At 48.1% G+C, this 19,502-nt stretch carries 18 protein-coding genes, 4 tRNA genes and 1 riboswitch; of the genes, 10 read left to right on the forward strand and 12 right to left on the reverse strand.

Annotated features, from left to right (window positions below; translation table 11 throughout):
- Positions 1–61: 61 nt before the first annotated feature.
- A complete protein-coding gene (gene mtfA / locus FC814_RS05840) occupies positions 62–823 on the reverse strand; it encodes a DgsA anti-repressor MtfA (protein WP_137325637.1) in 762 nt (253 codons plus the stop codon).
- Positions 824–916: 93 nt separating this feature from the next.
- On the opposite strand from mtfA, the gene FC814_RS05845 reads away from it, so the two are divergent.
- From FC814_RS05845 to amn, 3 genes are all read left to right on the forward strand, one after another.
- Positions 917–1,006: transfer RNA gene (locus FC814_RS05845), tRNA-Ser, on the forward strand.
- A gap of 343 nt (positions 1,007–1,349) precedes the next feature.
- Positions 1,350–2,666, forward strand: a complete 1,317-nt coding sequence (gene shiA / locus FC814_RS05850; RefSeq protein WP_137325638.1) for a shikimate transporter — start codon at positions 1,350–1,352, stop codon at positions 2,664–2,666.
- Between the two features lie 101 nt (positions 2,667–2,767).
- Entirely contained in the window at positions 2,768–4,222 is a 1,455-nt protein-coding gene (gene amn / locus FC814_RS05855; RefSeq protein ID WP_137325639.1) for an AMP nucleosidase, read from the forward strand.
- A 91-nt stretch (positions 4,223–4,313) separates the two neighbouring features.
- Here amn and FC814_RS05860 read toward each other — a convergent pair.
- Positions 4,314–4,389: transfer RNA gene (locus tag FC814_RS05860), tRNA-Asn, on the reverse strand.
- Between the two features lie 100 nt (positions 4,390–4,489).
- Positions 4,490–5,977 (reverse strand): toxic metabolite efflux MATE transporter YeeO, encoded by a 1,488-nt coding sequence (yeeO, locus tag FC814_RS05865; RefSeq protein WP_301546357.1) that lies wholly within the window; start codon positions 5,975–5,977, stop codon positions 4,490–4,492.
- Positions 5,978–6,137: 160 nt separating this feature from the next.
- Between yeeO and FC814_RS05870 the strand changes: the two genes are divergently transcribed.
- Positions 6,138–6,213: transfer RNA gene (locus FC814_RS05870), tRNA-Asn, on the forward strand.
- Between the two features lie 36 nt (positions 6,214–6,249).
- Here FC814_RS05870 and cbl read toward each other — a convergent pair.
- Positions 6,250–7,200, reverse strand: coding sequence for an HTH-type transcriptional regulator Cbl (cbl, locus tag FC814_RS05875; RefSeq protein ID WP_137325641.1), 951 nt, complete (start codon positions 7,198–7,200; stop codon positions 6,250–6,252).
- A 100-nt stretch (positions 7,201–7,300) separates the two neighbouring features.
- Positions 7,301–8,218 (reverse strand): nitrogen assimilation transcriptional regulator NAC, encoded by a 918-nt coding sequence (gene nac, locus FC814_RS05880; RefSeq protein WP_024165186.1) that lies wholly within the window; start codon positions 8,216–8,218, stop codon positions 7,301–7,303.
- Positions 8,219–8,544: 326 nt separating this feature from the next.
- Here nac and FC814_RS05885 point away from each other — a divergent pair.
- Positions 8,545–8,620, forward strand: a tRNA-Asn gene (locus tag FC814_RS05885).
- A gap of 55 nt (positions 8,621–8,675) precedes the next feature.
- On the opposite strand, the gene ldtA is transcribed toward FC814_RS05885, so the two are convergent.
- The 7 genes from ldtA to pduF form a co-directional block, all read right to left on the reverse strand.
- Complete coding sequence (gene ldtA, locus FC814_RS05890; RefSeq protein ID WP_137325642.1) at positions 8,676–9,611, reverse strand: L,D-transpeptidase; 936 nt, start codon at positions 9,609–9,611, stop codon at positions 8,676–8,678.
- A 61-nt stretch (positions 9,612–9,672) separates the two neighbouring features.
- A complete protein-coding gene (gene cobT, locus FC814_RS05895; RefSeq protein ID WP_137325643.1) occupies positions 9,673–10,752 on the reverse strand; it encodes a nicotinate-nucleotide--dimethylbenzimidazole phosphoribosyltransferase in 1,080 nt (359 codons plus the stop codon).
- Positions 10,753–10,763: 11 nt separating this feature from the next.
- Entirely contained in the window at positions 10,764–11,507 is a 744-nt protein-coding gene (cobS, locus tag FC814_RS05900) for an adenosylcobinamide-GDP ribazoletransferase (RefSeq protein ID WP_010347019.1), read from the reverse strand.
- Entirely contained in the window at positions 11,504–12,049 is a 546-nt protein-coding gene (cobU, locus tag FC814_RS05905) for a bifunctional adenosylcobinamide kinase/adenosylcobinamide-phosphate guanylyltransferase (protein WP_137325644.1), read from the reverse strand. The genes cobS and cobU overlap by 4 nt, the downstream gene beginning before the upstream one ends.
- Positions 12,050–12,172: 123 nt before the next feature.
- On the reverse strand, positions 12,173–12,607 hold the full coding sequence (locus FC814_RS05910) for a hypothetical protein (RefSeq protein ID WP_032225592.1): 435 nt from the start codon (positions 12,605–12,607) through the stop codon (positions 12,173–12,175).
- Between the two features lie 217 nt (positions 12,608–12,824).
- Positions 12,825–13,000: riboswitch (cobalamin riboswitch) on the reverse strand.
- 88 nt (positions 13,001–13,088) lie between these two features.
- Positions 13,089–14,003, reverse strand: a complete 915-nt coding sequence (pocR, locus tag FC814_RS05915; RefSeq protein WP_137325645.1) for a regulatory protein PocR — start codon at positions 14,001–14,003, stop codon at positions 13,089–13,091.
- A gap of 202 nt (positions 14,004–14,205) precedes the next feature.
- Positions 14,206–15,015 carry a propanediol diffusion facilitator PduF gene (gene pduF, locus FC814_RS05920; RefSeq protein ID WP_137325646.1) on the reverse strand — a complete coding sequence of 270 codons (810 nt, stop codon included), beginning with the start codon at positions 15,013–15,015 and terminating at the stop codon, positions 14,206–14,208.
- Between the two features lie 510 nt (positions 15,016–15,525).
- On the opposite strand from pduF, the gene pduA reads away from it, so the two are divergent.
- Genes pduA through pduE form a run of 5 tightly spaced genes read left to right on the forward strand, consistent with a single transcriptional unit; the run spans position 15,526 to position 19,501 of the window.
- Entirely contained in the window at positions 15,526–15,810 is a 285-nt protein-coding gene (gene pduA, locus FC814_RS05930) for a propanediol utilization microcompartment protein PduA (RefSeq protein ID WP_001183616.1), read from the forward strand.
- Entirely contained in the window at positions 15,807–16,619 is an 813-nt protein-coding gene (gene pduB, locus FC814_RS05935) for a propanediol utilization microcompartment protein PduB (protein ID WP_000098932.1), read from the forward strand. The genes pduA and pduB overlap by 4 nt, the downstream gene beginning before the upstream one ends.
- A gap of 18 nt (positions 16,620–16,637) precedes the next feature.
- Positions 16,638–18,302 (forward strand): propanediol dehydratase large subunit PduC, encoded by a 1,665-nt coding sequence (pduC, locus tag FC814_RS05940; protein ID WP_001256909.1) that lies wholly within the window; start codon positions 16,638–16,640, stop codon positions 18,300–18,302.
- A gap of 9 nt (positions 18,303–18,311) precedes the next feature.
- Positions 18,312–18,968 (forward strand): propanediol/glycerol family dehydratase medium subunit, encoded by a 657-nt coding sequence (locus FC814_RS05945; protein ID WP_000405044.1) that lies wholly within the window; start codon positions 18,312–18,314, stop codon positions 18,966–18,968.
- 14 nt (positions 18,969–18,982) lie between these two features.
- On the forward strand, positions 18,983–19,501 hold the full coding sequence (gene pduE / locus FC814_RS05950) for a propanediol dehydratase small subunit PduE (protein WP_137325647.1): 519 nt from the start codon (positions 18,983–18,985) through the stop codon (positions 19,499–19,501).
- Position 19,502: the final 1 nt, after the last annotated feature.

The raw sequence follows: 19,502 nt of genomic DNA on the forward strand, positions 1-19,502 counted from the left end.
AAAGCGTGCGTATTGCCTGAAAACACAACCCGCTACGGGGGAGACTTACCCGAAATCTGATTTATTCAACAAAGCCTCTTTGCAGCGGTTCCTGCTGATAAAATTGGCAGAAACGTTGCCACAGAGAGGGGAAACGAGGAGCAAAAAGCTCCGGGGCACTAAAAAAGTATTCGGAAAGCACGGCAAAACATTCTGCAGGGTCACTGGCGGCATAAGCATCAATGCTGGAGGCATTTTCGCCCACTAATTCAATTTCGTCCTGAATGTTATTCATCGCCGCGTGAAGATCGTGTTCCCAGCCCGCGACTTCACGTAAAGGAATAAAGGGGACACCACTGGCGCGATCGCCGTTCCGGGTGTCCAGTTTATGTGCAACTTCGTGGATGATCAGATTAAACCCAGAGGCATCGAAGGAATCCTGTATATCGAGCCAATTCAGTACGATGGGGCCTTGCTGCCAGCTTTGACCTGACTGAACGATGCGTTGATTATGTACCAGTCCTATATCGTCTTCCCATTCATCGTCTACCACAAATGGCGCTGGGTAAATTAACACTTCATGGAAACCATCCAGCCATTCCAGCCCCAGTTCCATAACAGGTAAACAAAACAGCAAGGCGATACGACCGCTTTTCAAAGCGTCAAGTTCAACCCCTTGTAAAGGAACCAACCGTTTTTGTTGCAAAAAACGTCCAGCAAGAGTGACTAATTTGTTTTGCTCCTGCTCAGTCAAACTTGTCAAAAGAGGTATCGACAGAGCTTCCTTCCACGGAATTGCATCATCATGAACGGTTTCTTGTACTTTCCAGGGCCACTTAATCATCGTTTTGCTCGCAAACTCGTCACTTGAACAAAATTGCACGGACAGGGACTGTTAAAATGCCAAATTTCCTGGCATCATTGCAACAATCTGAACGGAGAGATGCCGGAGCGGCTGAACGGACCGGTCTCGAAAACCGGAGTAGGGGCAACTCTACCGGGGGTTCAAATCCCCCTCTCTCCGCCAATCATTCAAGCAATTAGCCCACTCCGTGTCAGTGACACAAATCTCATTGAGAAAATTCGAAAAATTCATCTGCAAAAATAACGCCAGCAAGTAGCCAGTGCTACCTTAGCGATCACATTTCTCTGTCTTTTGATTTTCTAATACGCACCTGAATCCACAATTTTGTTCGTTTCCAGCACATTACAGTAGACCCTATCCGCCCTCCATGCTCATTTTCAGGTATAAAAATATTTGCAGATGCTCTCTGTCGCGGTAGTCTCATAAGGTTCGTTTATAGATTGACGGCAATGTGAGTGACCTTTTTCCATACTAATTATAAAAAGACAGTACAGACAGGAACACTATGGACTCCACGCTCATCTCCACGCGTCCCGATGAAGGAACGCTTCCGTTAAGTCGCGCCCGACGAGCTGCATTAGGCAGTTTTGCCGGTGCCGTCGTCGACTGGTACGATTTTTTACTCTATGGCATTACTGCAGCACTGGTATTTAATCGAGAGTTTTTCCCACAAGTGAGCCCGGCAATGGGAACTCTCGCAGCATTTGCCACTTTTGGCGTCGGATTCCTTTTCCGTCCACTTGGAGGTGTCATTTTCGGCCATTTTGGCGACCGCCTGGGGCGTAAGCGCATGTTGATGCTGACTGTCTGGATGATGGGGATCGCAACAGCATTGATTGGTATTCTTCCTTCATTCTCGACTATTGGCTGGTGGGCACCGATTTTACTGGTGACGCTGCGTGCTATTCAGGGATTTGCCGTCGGCGGAGAATGGGGAGGCGCAGCATTGCTGTCCGTTGAAAGCGCGCCGAAAAATAAAAAAGCCTTTTACAGTAGCGGTGTACAAGTTGGCTACGGTGTAGGGTTACTGCTTTCAACTGGACTGGTTTCTCTGATTAGTATGATGACGACAGACGAGCAGTTTTTGAGCTGGGGCTGGCGCATTCCTTTCCTGTTTAGCACCGTACTGGTGTTGGGGGCATTGTGGGTGCGTAATGGTATGGAGGAATCCGCTGAATTTGAGCAACAGCAACATAATCAAGCGGCAGTGAAAAAGCGAATCCCTGTTATCCAGGCACTGTTACTACATCCAGGTGCTTTTCTGAAGATTATTGCGCTGCGACTGTGCGAGTTGCTGACGATGTATATCGTTACCGCCTTTGCGCTTAACTACTCAACCCAGAATATGGGGCTGCCACGCGAATTATTCCTGAATATTGGTTTGCTGGTGGGAGGGTTAAGCTGCCTGACAATTCCCTGTTTTGCCTGGCTTGCCGATCGTTTTGGTCGCCGCAGGGTTTATATCACTGGCGCAGTTATCGGAACCTTAAGCGCGTTTCCTTTCTTCATGGCGCTCGAGGCTCAATCCATTTTCTGGATAGTCTTCTTCTCCATTATGCTGGCGAATATTGCGCATGACATGGTGGTTTGTGTGCAACAACCGATGTTCACAGAGATGTTTGGTGCCAGTTATCGCTACAGCGGCGCTGGTGTAGGATATCAAGTTGCCAGTGTGGTAGGTGGAGGATTTACCCCTTTTATTGCCGCCGCCCTCATTACTTATTTTTCCGGGGACTGGCATAGCGTCGCCATTTATTTGCTGGCTGGATGCCTGATTTCCGCAATGACCGCTTTGTTGATGAAAGACAATCAACGCATCTGATGGTCTGGCGAAGATCATTCGATCTTCGCCTTACACTTTTGTTTCACATTCCTGTGACATACTATCGGATGTGCGGTAATTGTATGGAACAGGAGACACACATGAATAATAAGGGCTCCGGTCTGACCCCAGCTCAGGCACTGGATAAACTTGACGCGCTGTATGAGCAATCTGTAGTCGCTTTACGCAATGCCATTGGCAACTATATTAAAAGCGGCGAATTACCTGATGAAAACGCCCGCAAACAAGGTCTTTTTGTCTATCCATCATTGACCGTGACCTGGGATGGCTGCGCCACAAATCCTCCCAAAACACGCGCATTTGGACGTTTTACTCACGCTGGCAGCTATACCACCACTATTACCCACCCTGCTCTCTTTCGTTCGTATCTCAATGAACAACTAACGTTACTGTATCAAGATTATGGTGCGCACATCTCCGTGCAACCCTCGCAGCATGAAATCCCCTATCCCTATGTCATCGATGGCTCTGAACTGACACTTGATCGTTCGATGAGCGCCGGGCTAACTCGTTACTTCCCGACAACAGAACTGGCGCAAATTGGCGATGAAACTGCAGACGGCATTTATCATCCAACGGAATTTTCTCCGCTATCGCATTTTGATGCGCGCCGGGTCGATTTTTCCCTCGCGCGGTTACGCCATTATACCGGCACGCCAGTCGAACATTTTCAGCCGTTCGTTTTGTTTACCAACTACACACGTTATGTGGATGAATTCGTTCGTTGGGGGTGCAGCCAGATCCTCGATCCTGATAGTCCCTACATTGCTCTTTCCTGTGCTGGAGGGATATGGATCACCGCCGAAACAGAAGCCCCTGAAGAAGCGATTTCTGATCTCGCATGGAAAAAACACCAGATGCCAGCATGGCATTTAATCACTGCCGATGGCCAGGGTATTACTCTGGTAAATATTGGTGTGGGGCCATCAAATGCTAAAACCATCTGCGATCATCTGGCGGTGCTACGCCCGGATGTCTGGCTGATGATTGGTCACTGCGGTGGATTACGTGAAAGCCAGTCCATTGGTGATTATGTACTTGCACATGCTTATTTACGCGATGACCACGTTCTTGATGCGGTTCTCCCCCCCGATATTCCTATTCCGAGCATTGCTGAAGTGCAACGCGCGCTTTATGACGCCACCAAACTCGTCAGCGGCAGGCCGGGTGAGGAAGTTAAACAGCGGCTACGTACTGGCACTGTGGTAACTACTGATGACAGGAACTGGGAATTGCGTTACTCGGCTTCTGCACTTCGTTTTAACTTAAGTCGGGCCGTAGCGATTGATATGGAAAGTGCAACCATTGCAGCACAAGGATACCGTTTCCGCGTGCCATACGGGACGCTACTGTGTGTTTCAGATAAGCCATTGCATGGTGAGATTAAACTTCCCGGCCAGGCTAACCGTTTTTATGAAGGTGCGATTTCCGAACACTTGCAGATTGGCATCCGGGCAATTGATTTACTGCGCGCGGAAGGCGATCGACTGCATTCCCGTAAACTGCGCACCTTTAATGAGCCGCCGTTCCGATAATGAGCGAAGATCCTTTGCATCAAGAAAAGATGTGAAGGATTTTATAAGTAAAAAGCAAAAAGCCCGCTATAAAAGCGGGCTTTTCATAATTTGGCTCCTCTGACTGGACTCGAACCAGTGACATACGGATTAACAGTCCGCCGTTCTACCGACTGAACTACAGAGGAATCGTGAGAACGGGGCGAATATTAACGATGCCCATCTACATTGTCAAAGCCTGTTTTTTAATTTTGAAATCGTTTGCTGAAATATTCTGCGTTTTGTCGTTTATTCCGACACAACTGCCTTTTTTTCACACTTTTCATGTTCAGGGCGAGGATATTTCCATAGCCAGCGCCCGGTCACCATCCGCCAGTAAAACAACGCAGCACGCACGGCCCAGTCAGCAAACATCCCCATCCAAACGCCAACCACGCCCCAGCCAAGCATAATTCCCAGCGCATAACCTACTACCACTCGGCATCCCCACATACTCAACATAGATACCCACATAGCGTAGCGGGCATCACGAGCACCTTTAAAACCAGCAGGTAATACCCATGAGGCCGACCAAATAGGCATAAACAAAGCATTTAGCCAAATAAGAATCACAACCACGTGTTTAACCTGGGGATCCTGGGTATAAAATGACGCCATAACCCCGGCAAAGGGAGCCGTTAACCAGGCTATCGCCGTTAACCCAAGGGTGGACAACCAGAAAACATGCCTCAACTGTATTTCTGCTTGCGCTCTCTGCCCTACTCCCAGCCTTCGACCAGTAATTATTGTAGAAGCAGAACCGAGCGCACTCCCTGGTAAATTGATAAGAGCCGCAATCGAAAAAGCGATAAAATTTCCGGCAATAACGCTGGTTCCCATACCAGCAACAAACATTTGTGTTAATAACCGACCACTGGTAAACAATACTGATTCAACGCTCGCGGGAATACCAATCCCCATAACTTCCCAGATAATGCTGAAATTCAATGGTTTAAAATAGCTTTTTAACGAGATTCGTAGTGCAGGATTAAAGCCAATCGCCAGTACCCACAAAATTGCAATTGCGCCAATATAACGGGAAATAGTTAATCCTAGCCCTGCGCCAACAAACCCCAGCCCCTGCCAGGAGAAAAGCCCGTAAATCAATATACCGCTAATAATAATATTAAAAATATTCATGCTACCATTTATAAGTAGCAGTATTTTCGTATTCCCGGCGCCACGAAGTGCCCCACTGCCAATCAAGGTGATGGCAGCGGCTGGATAACTGAGCACCGTCAGTTCCAGATAAGTCAACGCCAGTGCTTTAACCTCTGTCGTGGCATCACCTGCAACAAAATCGATAATTTGTTCGCCAAAATGATGAATGAGAATTGCCAACAGCACGGCAAATAACGTCATGATCACCAATGATTGCCGTGTTGCTACTCTGGCTCGCCGTCGATCACGTTTACCGAGACTAAATGCCACAACGACAGTAGTACCAAGATCGATAGCTGCGAAAAAGGCCATAATGACCATGTTGAAGCTGTCCGCCAACCCAACGCCCGCCATTGCATCTTTTCCCAGCCAACTGACCAGAAAAGTGCTCAGCACGCCCATCAACAGGACACAGGCATTCTCCATAAAGATAGGAACAGCAAGCGGAGTTATTTCGCGCCAGAACAACACGTTGTAACTCTTACGTTTTGAGTGCCAGCGAGTGTGGCGAACAACCTGGCGTAAAGCTGAGGGGATATTCAAAGCCGACCTTAATTGCAGAAAGTGAAACCACATTTCAAATAATGAGGGAGAATCAGAAAAGCTGCAAAGATTTTCGCCGACAAATTGTCTGCAAATGCAACAAACTGTTGATAGAAACGGCAAACGGTTGATGAATTTAAAAAACAGGTTTGACAAATGATTTTTCGCCGTTAAGATGTGCCTCAACAGCGATTCCTCTGTAGTTCAGTCGGTAGAACGGCGGACTGTTAATCCGTATGTCACTGGTTCGAGTCCAGTCAGAGGAGCCAAATTTTGAAAAGCCCGCTTTGATAGCGGGCTTTTTGCTATATTTGATAATCAATTTCCTCTTCGCTATTTTCCATCACCTGCCGCTTAATATCCTCAACCGACAATCCAGCATTGCACAATTCCAGAAAACGCCAGACATAGTTACGCTGAAGTTGTCCTCGCTTGAGTCCCAACCAGACAGTATTAGCATCGAAAAGATGCCGCGTATCCAGACGAATTAAATTCTCTTCCTCTTGCTCACCGCTGGATTGTTCGGCAACTAATCCTATCCCCAAACCGAGGGCGACATAGGTTTTGATGACATCAGAATCCTGAGCACTCAATACAATATCTGCCAGTAAACCTTTGCGGACAAAGGCGTCATCAATACGTGAGCGCCCCGTAATTCCCTGTCGGTAAGTGATCAACGGCCACTTCGCTATTGATTCCAGCGTCAATGGCGTAATTTGTGTTAAGGGATGATCGACAGGAACGAGCAAACTATGGTGCCAACGAAACCAGGGGAAAGCGACGAGTTGGGGATCATTGCTCAAACGCTCACTGGCTATGCCAATATCAGCTCCGCCGTTTTGTAGCAGAGTCGCAATTTCCTGCGGCGTCCCCTGGATAAACTCGAGTCGCACTTCGGGGAAAAGTTCGCGAAAGGCTTTAATGACCCCAGGCAAGCTGTAACGAGCCTGAGTATGCGTCGTTGCAATAGTGAGTACGCAAGATGTGTCGTTGGTAAACAGGTCTGCAAGCCGTCGAACATTACTGGCTTCATTCAGAATACGTTCTGCAATGACCAGTAATGCTTTGCCCGGTTCAGTCATGCCAAGCAGCCGCTTGCCACGACGAACGAATATTTCGATACCAAGTTCATCCTCCAGCTCTCGAATATGACGGCTGACACCTGACTGTGAGGTAAAGAGCATATTCGCAACCTCTGTCAGATTGTAATCCTGACGGGCAGCTTCGCGGATTATCTTTAGTTGTTGGAAATTCACGGTAAACTCCGGGTATATCAGACATCCATTATTGTTAGAGTCTAATGCCCGGCATAACAAATAATAAAAACCCGCATCTTATTCCATCCAGGTATAACGTTTAGCTCACCAATTGCCATTGTCTTTTTTCCATGGCTGGAGAACTAATCACTGACAATAATAGCTCTTTCACTGCCTGCGCCTGTGGCGATAAAACTGATCTGGCGGGTAAGTTTAATGACAACGAGAGATTCATTGAAGGCGTGGTAATACGTGACATCCAACCGTTAACTGCGGCACATAACGAACGTGCGGCCGATTCAGGTAATACTGCAACGCCTATACCGCTGGCAATCGCAGCGGTAAGCGTAGCGATAGACTCAATTTCACCGATGACTTTCGCTGTAAGCCGGCGCAGGGAAAAAGCTTCATCAACACGAAGTCTTACTACACTGTAATCGCTGGGAAGGAAGAGGTTCATTTGCGCTATCGCATTAACATCAACGCTTTGCCCTGGGCAATCCTGAGTTCCGACAAGATACAGATCCTCTTTTAACAAAGTCTGACTGGATACACCAGACACAGGGGAATGCTCATAAACCACCGCCATATCAAGCTGGTTGTTTATAAGTTTTTCGTTAAGCACAGCACCGCTATTTTCATGGAGATAGATAACGACCTCCGGAAATTCAGTGCGTACCGCCTGTAATAAAGGCATGGTGATAGATGACGCTGCGGTTCCTGGCGCAAAGCCAATCGAGACTTGACCTGACAATGTCTGACCTACATTATGCACCGCCAGTTGGGCCTGTTCACACTGACGTAAAATTGCCCGCGCATGGGTATAGAGAATTTTTCCGGCGTCTGTCGGCGTAACGCCACGTTTTGTGCGAATCAAAAGTTGCTGATTTAGCTCACCTTCCAGCGTGGCAACCTGCTGACTGAGCGCAGGCTGTGCTATATGCAATACTTCAGCAGCCTGAGTCAGGCTACCAATATCTACAATTTTGACGAAGTATTTCAAGCGTCTAAAGTTCATGGTGCCTCCGGTTTTTTTAAGCGTCAGCCCGAGTGCCGACATTACTAACAACCAGATTGCAAGATACTTGCCAGTTTCGTTTTGGCGTTGATACGAAAGCTAATCGCCCGTCAAATAAGAGATTATGATTGTTTCGTCATTGGCTCTTTAAGCCAGGAGAAGCATTCCCTGCCCCATGAAAGGATGTCATGCACCACGATGGAACATGATTAAAAAGATTGAAAGTTCATCGTTTTGTTGAAATTGGCAGCAAACGAACAAAAAAATGCATTTCCCCCTTTGACATCGCCATGTACTGCCATTAATATGCGCCCCGTTCAAACGATTCCTCTGTAGTTCAGTCGGTAGAACGGCGGACTGTTAATCCGTATGTCACTGGTTCGAGTCCAGTCAGAGGAGCCAAATTCAAAAAAGCCTGCTTTAGAGCAGGCTTTTTGCTTTTTATACAACAGCTATTTTAAAACATCTGCTTTGAGCCAGAGTTAATTTGTACTGGCATTCCCGATCGACGTTGCAACGCAGCATTCGCGCGATTCACATCAACTTCTTGCCCGTTGATAAACGCCCGCAAAGATGGGGTTACCGGCAATGGCACTTTTCGGTCGGACTCATATTCTGCACGATTGCGCGACAGCGGCTCATGAACTTCCAGCCACTTTGAACCATCCGGCTCCGTTGTGTATTTCACTGGCTGATCAATAAGTTGCACGCGCGTCCCTACCGGGACATTATCAAACAGATATTTGATATCGACATTGCGCAGACGAATACAACCCTGACTTACCCGTAGGCCAATCCCAAAATTGGCATTAGTACCGTGAATGGCATATAACCTGCCGATATAAATAGCGTACAACCCCATAGGATTATCGGGTCCGGCTGAGACAAATGCAGGCAGACTCTCCCCACGCTTTGCATATTCACGACGAGTGTTAGGGGTTGGCGTCCAGGTTGGTGCTTCTTGTTTACGCTCAACGGCTGTCACCCAATTACGCGGGGTTTCTCGTCCAGCCTGACCAATACCAATAGGAAACACTTCCACAGTATTACTGTCTGGTGGGTAGTAATACAGACGCATCTCGGCGACATTAACCACAATTCCTTTTCGCACAGTGGCGGGTAAAATCAGTTGCTGCGGAATGGTGAGCTGCGAACCAGACTTCGGCAAGAAAACATCAGCCCCCGGATTCGCTTCCAGCATATTACTCAGCCCTTGTCCGTACTGCGCGGCAAAAGTTTCCAGCGGCTGGGTATTGTGATCGGGAACCGTTACTGTAAGTTGCTGCCCCACTAAACGACTCCCCTCTGGGGGTAATGGATAAGTTACCGCCAGGCTATTATGACTGGCAAAAAGCAGAGCAAATGAACAAAGAATATTTACACGACGCATCATATCCCTTTCCTAAGTCGCGAAAGCCATCCGATAAGTATAGCTTTTATCAGACTTTTCGTTTTTAGCTGTTCAATTCAGAAGTTGTATTCCCCGGTAGAATAATGTTGCTGGCAGCAAGTTCGCCCATGTTGTTGTATATCGCGCAAGCAGCTTCGATGATGGGTATCGCCAGCGCCGCACCACTCCCCTCACCTAAACGCATTTCCATATTGATATACGGCTCCAGCTCCAAATGTGCCAGCGCAATACGCGCCCCTTTTTCTGCCGACAAATGGGAAGGAATAAGATACGGTTTGATTGCAGGTGACATCTGGCACGCAGCAAGCGCGGCGGCATAAGAAAGAAAGCCATCCAACAACACGGGTAAACCACAGGAAGCGGCTCCTGAGATCACGCCAGCCATTCCGACCAAATCAAATCCACCAACTTTTGCCAGTACATCAACACCATCCAGCGGATTCGGTTGATTCAACGTAATTGCCCGACGAACAACATCAACTTTGTTTGCCAGTTTATCTGTCGGCAGATTTGCGCCAATACCAACCACTTCTTCGGGATCGCGTCCAGTAATTGTGCTGACTATCGCCGCAGCCGGCGTCGTGTTTGCCATTCCCAGCTCACCCACGCCAAACAACGTGACGCCATTTTTCGCCAGTTCACGCGTATAACGAATGACTTCCAGAAGCAACTCTTCAACCTGACAGCGCCTCATTGCAGGACCTGAAGCTATATTGCCGCTACCTCGAGCGACACGCATGTTGATAAGTCCGGGTATTGGCTCCGCAGTATCTATGCCTACATCAATTACATGAACTTTAGCCCCCGCCTGTGCTGCCAGAACACACACGCCGGTTGTTCCGCGTGTCATATTTTCAGCCTGAATGGCTGTCACCGCTTTCGGGGAAATAGTGACACCCTCATCCCAGACGCCGTGATCGGCACACATAACCACTACCGCTTTTTTACCCACATGAGGAACACCATTCAGCCCCGGCATTCCTGCCAGTTGTACGGCAAGCGCCTCCAGCCTTCCCAGACTACCGACGGGTTTGAGTAACCCGTCAATATGCCGTTGTGCGCGCGACATAGCAGCATGATCGATGGCCGGGATCGTATTCAGTAAATCGGCAAGTGTTTGCATGTTGCGTCTCTTTATAGCAGCGCCAGCAGAAAGACCAGCTCACCAAGCTCTATAGCAGCTCCCAGCGTATCGCCAGTTTGCCCGCCCAGAGTACGTTTGAAAAGCTGACCGAGGACGAAAATTGCCACCATCGTCACCACCATAGCAGCCACACCATGCATACCAGGCAGTAATACAGCAGCAAAAATTACGGCTAAGCCTAGTGTGACGCAGGTTTGTCGCCCATCAATTTTGCCAATGAACACATTGCCAAGCCCTTCTTCCCGAGCATAACGATGACGATACATCAATAATGCGGCAGTACCACGGCTGACAGCACATGCTGCAGCCAGCGATGCCAGGATAGGCTCACCACGCAGAGCCAGTTCGCTCAAAATCAAAATCTTTCCCAGCACAACAAAAATCAATGCCAGACCGCCGTGGGTGCCTAAACGGCTATCACGCATGATTTCCAACATACGATCTCGGCTACGTGCAGAAAATACACCATCACAGGTATCTGCCAGACCATCCAGGTGGAATCCCCCTGTCATCAGCGCCAGAACCAGCACGCTAAATAGTGCCGCCAGTGGTACACCACACCATACCTGCAACACCATGAAGACCAGCCCACTAATCGCACCAAGCAATAACCCAATTAAGGGAAAAGTAATGATACCGCGAGAATAATGTTCGAAATCCAGCCCCTGGGACCAACGACGCGGTACAGGCAGACGCGTAATGAAAGAGAGCATCGCCCAAAATAATTTACTCATTTGATTTTTACTCCAATACCCGAAACCACCAGCCATACTTCATCTGCCGCAGCGGCCAGTTGCTGATTCACTCGCCCGGCGATATCACGAAAATGTCGCGCCAGACGATTCTCCGGCACAATACCCATTCCCACTTCATTGGTCACTAATACGACCTTTGCAGGGCAACGTTGACAGGCAGCAATCAACAACTGAATCTCGCCATTTATCGCTTGCTCCATCGCCACATAATCCCATCCTTCAGGATCTTTATCGCCGCCATAATCAAACAACAGATTAGTCACCATTGTCGTAATGCATTCCAGCAACACAGCGTTCTGCGGATTAATGTCTGCATTAATGAACTCATCAAGCTGCTGCCAGCGTTCCACCGTGTGCCAATGCGCCGGACGCCCCTGCCGATGATGCTCAATCCGTGCCGCCATCTCATCATCAAGGATTTGCGAAGTGGCGATATACAGAACCTGTGGAGTATCCCCAATAAGCGCCTCGGCGTGCCGACTCTTCCCGCTCCGTGCACCACCTGTCACCAAAATCATCATACGGACTCCTGGTTCAATTGTATGATGGTATTCATTGACCAGAACCATCGTTGCTGATCGTAATAACATTTCCGCAATTAATACTGCGCGTAATGAAAATAAAAATCCAGCGTTCTCAATCCATTACGAACGAAGGCGGTGTTGTGAAATAGTCCGATTTCCCTGTGTAAACTTCTGGCAGAATGCGTCATTGGCAATATTTTCACTGCGTTGACATATTTCATTCAGATAATGGATTAATGCTACTGCACCACCAGCCGAACCAGCCAGCAAACGGGCATTATGCCGTGTGATTACGATTACCGTCGCGCCATCAGGATGAGAGAAATTTTCTGGTATGGAGACCCTGTTTTCAGCAATCAATAACAGCACTGAATAATCGGTATACGCGTCTGATAACGATTGAACAGCCCCACCTTTAAAAGGCAAGAAACCTTGCTGCCAGTCCTCACCAACAAAACAGGTCATTGGCAACATTTCAGCCAGATATTTCGCCAGATTAATATCGCCAGAGGAGAGGCAAAAAAGGGCTATCGATTCGGGTTTTATCGTTTTCATATCCCCCGTCCTCCGCTTCGTTTCCTGTAATGACGGTCAGGCTGATATACCATGAAAAACGATTGCCGCGCATTGAGAGCAGCCCAGGTGCCTGTCGGCACTACAATGAAGGAACTAAATGATGCCGCCATACCCTGATCCTCTCAGGGTGGTAGGGGTATAAAGACGCGCCAATACTCAACCGGGCGCTTCCGGACAACCCACTTCCCACCGAAGTTGTTGGTATTGACTGACAGGCTGGTCTTCTGGCTTCGCATCATCCTTCCCCGGCCTTCCCAATCTCGCGATCAGTGGTATTTTCGGGGTTGTCAGCATTACAGCAGCGGGGGCTGCGAGGGATTTTCACCCTCTTCCCAGGCACAAATGTGCCGAACCTGTCAACGTATGTTATGAGCTGATCTCACTTATCCCATAACACGTAAATAACGTTAATTAATATTGCCAGCGTCTATTTAATCATCCCTCATTTTCCACATTAATTTTATGCTGTTTCCGCTGCTACATTTTCACTAATTTGCTGACGATATACCTGCGGAGTCACCTGATACGTCTGGCGAAAAACTTTGCAGAAATAACTGGTTTGTGAGAAGCCTAAATTACGCGCGATACTGGCGATACTCCAGTCACTATGGCACAGCAGCTCACGCGCGCTGGCCATTCGTTGTTGGTTTACCCACGCATTAAAACCAATCCCATGATATTTCTTAAACAACTTACTGAAATAATAAGGGCTTAGATAAACATGCGAGGCAACATCTTCCAGACGCAAATCGTCTGACAAATGTGCATCGATATAGCGCAATGCTTTTTTCATTTTATTATCATGGGGATTAGGCGCACGGGTCTGACGAACTGAACCCGAATGAGATTTATTCTCTTTAATAACGACAAAATTGAGTTGCTTTTTGAGGCAATTTTCCACAATCAACTTCAATAAATCAGCAGAGGCCATAACTCTCGAGTAATCCATCTCAGGAACTTTGCGAAATTCATTAAGTAGTTCTGGGTCGGCTTGCCAACAATCATCGACATTCAGAATATTGATCAAATCAACATCATCATTACGCAGGCGAACTTGTCCACACAACACAAAGCCGACTAAATGCCCGGCAATCACCAGAGGAATAGAGAAATCAGTTAACCCTGCATGACAGCGGTAAATACAAGGCTGATCTGATTTAGAGGCTTCCAGACCACCACAACGATCGCTCATGCGACAGCGAGTGCTAAGCTGAGGGTGTTGGCGCATCATCTGACAAAATGGAGTGAAGTTAAACAGCTCGGAGATTTCATCACCGTGGATATTGACCACGACAACCGCAAGACTAGTCGCCTGCGCAAAATCCTGTGCGATTTTATTAATGAGTTCTGAATTAAGTGTCGCCGCAGAAATCATGATAAAACCTCCCAGTTAATTTATTGTTATGGTAAAACAATTGTTTTACATTTAATCTTCACATCATCCTTAATGATTTACTGACGAGAAGCAAAACGGACAATAACAAAAGCCTCCATGAAGCGGGAGACTTTTTAATAAGTTCGGAAAGCAGATCACAAACACTAAAAAAATAAACGTTTATAACTGCCAGGCTATTTCACTATTCGCTGTTCTCTTTAGGCGTAACACTATTGACAGGTAAATTTTGTGCAATAAGAAAGCGATAAATCGCCGCGCCAGCACAGGCTCCAATGACCGGAGCAATAATGGGTACAATGAAATAAGGAATATTACGTCCGCCAGTCATCGCAATTTCTCCCCAACCAGCAAGCCAGGTGAAAATTTTTGGTCCAAAATCACGCGCTGGATTCATGGCAAAACCGGTTAATGGTCCGGTAGAAGCACCAATAACAGCAACCAGAATACCAATAAGTAAAGGCGCAAGCGGCCCTTTGGGTACGCCATTGCCGTCATCGGTCAACGCCATAATCAACCCCATTAACATGGACGTTATGACCACTTCAACCAAGGCAGCCTGCCATACATTTATCGCTGCTGCCGGGTAAGTACTGAAGATACTGGCGAGTTGTAAACTTTCTGCACTACCACGAACCATATTGTGAGCAGATTCAAAATCGGCAAACAAATTGCTGTATAAAAAATATGCCAGAACTGCGCCACCAAAGGCTCCCGCTAATTGCGCCACACAAAATGGCAGCACTTTACGACCAGGAAAAGCGGCAAACAACCACAGAGCAATAGTAACCGCCGGGTTAAGATGGGCACCGGAAGTGCCTGCCGTAAGGTAAACAGCAAGTGAAATACCTAACCCCCAAATAATACAAATTTCCCACAGTCCCAGGCTTGCACCGGCAAGTTTTAGGGCACACAAACAACCAATGCCAAAAAAGAGGAACAGTCCGGTGCCCAAAAACTCGGCAACGCATTGCGCCTTGAGTGAATCATTCATACTGACACCTTTTTCACAGAGTTTTTTCTTTATCAGCCAACAATGCGCTGATTGTTGTGTATATCGAACGCAACTATAAAAATTGCGCGAAAAAAAATATTGCCAACATGCATGTCAGATTCGTGGAAAAATAGTGTTGCTATAGCAAATTATTGTCATTGCTATAGCATTCACTACAGCAATCATCACTATTGGCGTTATATATATCGCCAATCTGATACAATAAAAAATTGCCATGCCTGCATAATAAAATTTAAACAAATATCACAGTTAATTTCAGAAAACCAAACTCGACGAAGTATTATTTCAAATTAAAACACCGTCCCCAATGCAATTAATTCACATTAAACCACGTCAAAAACAACCAATAAATGAATAACATATAATCTCTGAAAGCAATTTTATAATATTTGCCCTCTATTAATTTTTCTCATTAGCGATTAAGTCAGCCATTCTTTTTCCTCGCTTTTTTTTATAGTCATATCGTCAAAAAATCCAGGCGAGGTCTTTATGCAACAAGAAGCGTTAGGAATGGTAGAAACCAAAGGATTAACTGCCGCCATAGAGGCCGCAGACGCCATGGTGAAGTCGGCAAATGTATTGCTGGTCGGCTACGAAAAAATTGGTTCCGGGCTGGTGACCGTCATCGTTCGTGGTGATGTCGGGGCGGTTAAAGCGGCAACAGATGCAGGTGCCGTCGCTGCGCGTAATGTCGGCGAAGTGAAAGCCGTACACGTTATCCCCCGCCCACATACCGATGTCGAAAAAATCTTACCAAAGGGAATTAACCCATGAGCAGCAGTGAACTGGTCGAACAGATCATGGCGCAGGTCATCGCACGCGTAGCGACACCGAAGCATGAGGTTCTCCCGGAAACCAATCATCAAACACGAGAGACGGCTATGGCAGAAAAAAGCTGCACGTTAACGGAATTTGTTGGCACCGCTATTGGCGACACTGTAGGTCTGGTCATTGCAAACGTTGATAGCGCCCTATTGGACGCGATGAAACTTGAAAAACGCTATCGCTCCATTGGCATTCTGGGCGCACGTATTGGTGCAGGGCCACACATTATGGCCGCTGATGAAGCCGTAAAAGCCACCAACACCGAAGTTATTAGCATTGAACTTCCTCGCGATACTAAAGGCGGTGCCGGACACGGCTCGTTAATCCTTTTAGGTGGCAACGATGTTTCCGACGTGAAACGCGGTATTGAAGTTGCTCTAAAAGAACTCGACAGAACCTTTGGTGATGTCTATGCCAACGAAGCCGGACATCTGGAACTGCAATATACCGCCCGCGCCAGCTATGCACTGGAAAAAGCGTTTGGCGCACCACTGGGTCGCGCTTGCGGCGTTATTGTCGGCGCTCCTGCCGCTGTAGGTGTTCTGATGGCCGATACCGCCCTGAAGTCCGCCAATGTGGATGTCGTGGCATACAGCTCCCCGGCTCATGGCACCAGCTTTAGCAATGAGGTCATCCTGATTATCTCAGGAGACTCCGGCGCAGTCCGTCAGGCGGTCATCTCCGCACGCGAAATCGGTAAAACCGTACTTTCGACTCTCGGCGATACACCGAAAAACGATCGCCCTTCCTACATCTGAATTCCCTGAGGCAGATTCATGAGATCGAAAAGATTTGAAGCACTGGCAAAACGCCCGGTCAACCAGGACGGTTTCGTTAAAGAGTGGATTGAAGAAGGCTTCATTGCGATGGAAAGCCCGAACGATCCTAAACCGTCAATCAAAATTGTTAACGGCGTCGTCACCGAACTGGATGGGAAACCTGCCAGCCAGTTTGACCTGATCGACCATTTTATCGCCCGCTACGGTATCAATCTCGCGCGCGCCGAAGAAGTCATCGCAATGGATTCGGTTAAACTTGCCAATATGTTGTGCGATCCAAATGTCAAACGTAGCGATATTGTTCCCCTGACCACTGCGATGACGCCCGCCAAAATCGTCGAAGTGGTTTCACAGATGAACGTGGTAGAGATGATGATGGCGATGCAGAAAATGCGCGCTCGTCGAACACCATCGCAACAGGCTCACGTCACCAACATCAAAGACAATCCGGTACAAATTGCTGCCGACGCGGCTGAAGGCGCATGGCGCGGATTTGACGAACAGGAAACCACCGTTGCCGTTGCTCGCTATGCACCGTTCAACGCTATCGCTCTTCTGGTCGGTTCACAGGTAGGACGCCCGGGCGTGTTGACCCAGTGTTCACTTGAGGAAGCCACCGAACTGAAACTCGGTATGTTAGGCCATACCTGCTACGCCGAAACGATTTCTGTCTACGGCACGGAACCTGTTTTCACCGACGGCGACGATACACCGTGGTCAAAAGGATTTCTCGCGTCATCTTATGCTTCTCGCGGCTTAAAAATGCGCTTTACTTCCGGCTCCGGCTCTGAAGTGCAGATGGGCTATGCGGAAGGTAAATCAATGCTTTACCTTGAGGCTCGTTGCATTTACATCACCAAAGCCGCAGGTGTTCAGGGTCTACAGAACGGTTCCGTAAGCTGCATCGGCGTTCCATCGGCAGTGCCGTCAGGCATCCGCGCAGTGCTGGCGGAAAACTTAATTTGTTCATCACTGGATCTGGAATGCGCCTCCAGTAATGACCAGACCTTTACCCACTCAGATATGCGCCGTACCGCACGTTTTCTGATGCAGTTTCTGCCAGGCACCGACTTTATCTCTTCCGGTTTTTCCGCTGTGCCGAACTACGACAACATGTTTGCTGGTTCAAACGAAGATGCCGAAGACTTCGATGATTACAACGTCATTCAACGTGACCTCAAGGTTGATGGTGGCCTGCGACCAGTGCGCGAAGAAGATGTTATCGCTATCCGCAATAAAGCCGCACGCGCTTTACAGGCTGTTTTTGCCGGTATGGGATTACCCCCTATCACCGATGAAGAGGTCGAAGCGGCAACCTATGCCCACGGTTCGAAAGATATGCCAGAGCGCAACATCGTGGAAGACATCAAGTTCGCCCAGGAAATTATCAATAAAAACCGTAACAGCCTGGAAGTGGTGAAAGCCCTGGCGCAAGCCGGTTTTACCGATGTCGCCCAGGACATGCTCAACATGCAAAAAGCAAAACTGACCGGCGACTATCTCCATACCTCCGCCATTATCGTCGATGACGGACAAGTGCGCTCTGCGGTCAATGACGTCAATGATTACGCCGGACCGGCTACAGGTTATCGCCTGCAAGGGGAACGCTGGGAAGAGATCAAAAATATTCCCGGTGCACTTGATCCCAACGATATTGACTAAGGGTGAGAAATGGAAATTAACGAAAAATTACTACGTCAGATAATCGAAGACGTGCTGGCAGAAATGCAAACCAGCGATAAGTCCGTTTCATTTCGCGCACCGGTCTCTTCCGCACCGGATAGCGAAAGTTTTCTGACCGAAATTGGCGAAGCCCAACAAGGCACTCAGCAAGATGAAGTTATTATCGCTGTAGGCCCGGCGTTTGGCCTGGCGCAAACCGTCAATATCATCGGTATTCCGCATAAAAACATATTGCGCGAAGTGATTGCCGGTATCGAAGAAGAAGGTGTTAAAGCCCGTGTGATTCGCTGCTTTAAATCGTCTGATGTTGCCTTCGTGGCGGTTGAAGGCGATCGTCTTAGCGGTTCCGGCATTGCTATTGGTATTCAGTCAAAAGGCACCACAGTTATCCACCAGCAGGGGCTTCCCCCTTTGTCTAACCTGGAACTTTTCCCGCAAGCACCTTTGTTGACGCTGGAAACTTATCGCCAGATTGGCAAAAACGCCGCGCGTTATGCGAAGCGCGAGTCTCCACAACCTGTTCCGACCCTCAACGATCAAATGGCGCGGCCGAAATACCAGGCCAAGTCCGCCATCTTACATATCAAAGAGACTAAGTACGTGGTCACTGGCAAAAAACCGCAAGAACTGCGCGTGACGTTTTAACAAAGGAAACCTTCATGAATACCGATGCAATTGAGTCGATGGTCAGGGACGTGTTGAACCGAATGAACAGTCTCCAGGATACAGCTCCTGTCTCTGCGCCATCCCACTCATCAACACTGAACGCCAAAGTGAGTGATTACCCGCTGGCAAATAAACATCCAGAATGGGTCAAAACGGCGACGAATAAAACGCTCGACGATTTCACCCTGGAAAATGTACTCAGCGATAAAGTCACCGCCCAGGACATGCGCATAACCCCGGAAACGTTGCGCATTCAGGCCGCAATTGCCAGAGATGCTGGACGCGATCGCCTGGCGATGAATTTTGAACGCGCCGCCGAGCTTACCTCAGTGCCGGATGATCGCATCCTCGAAATCTACAATGCGTTACGCCCTTATCGTTCGACTAAGCAAGAACTCATTGCCATTGCCGACGATCTTGAGCGTTGTTATCAGGCCAGAATTTGTGCCGCTTTTGTCCGTGAAGCTGCGGAACTCTATGTCGAGCGTAATAAACTGAAAGGCGACGATTAAG

The sequence above is a fragment of the Escherichia sp. MR genome (assembly GCF_005280595.1).
Lineage (GTDB): Bacteria > Pseudomonadota > Gammaproteobacteria > Enterobacterales > Enterobacteriaceae > Escherichia > Escherichia ruysiae.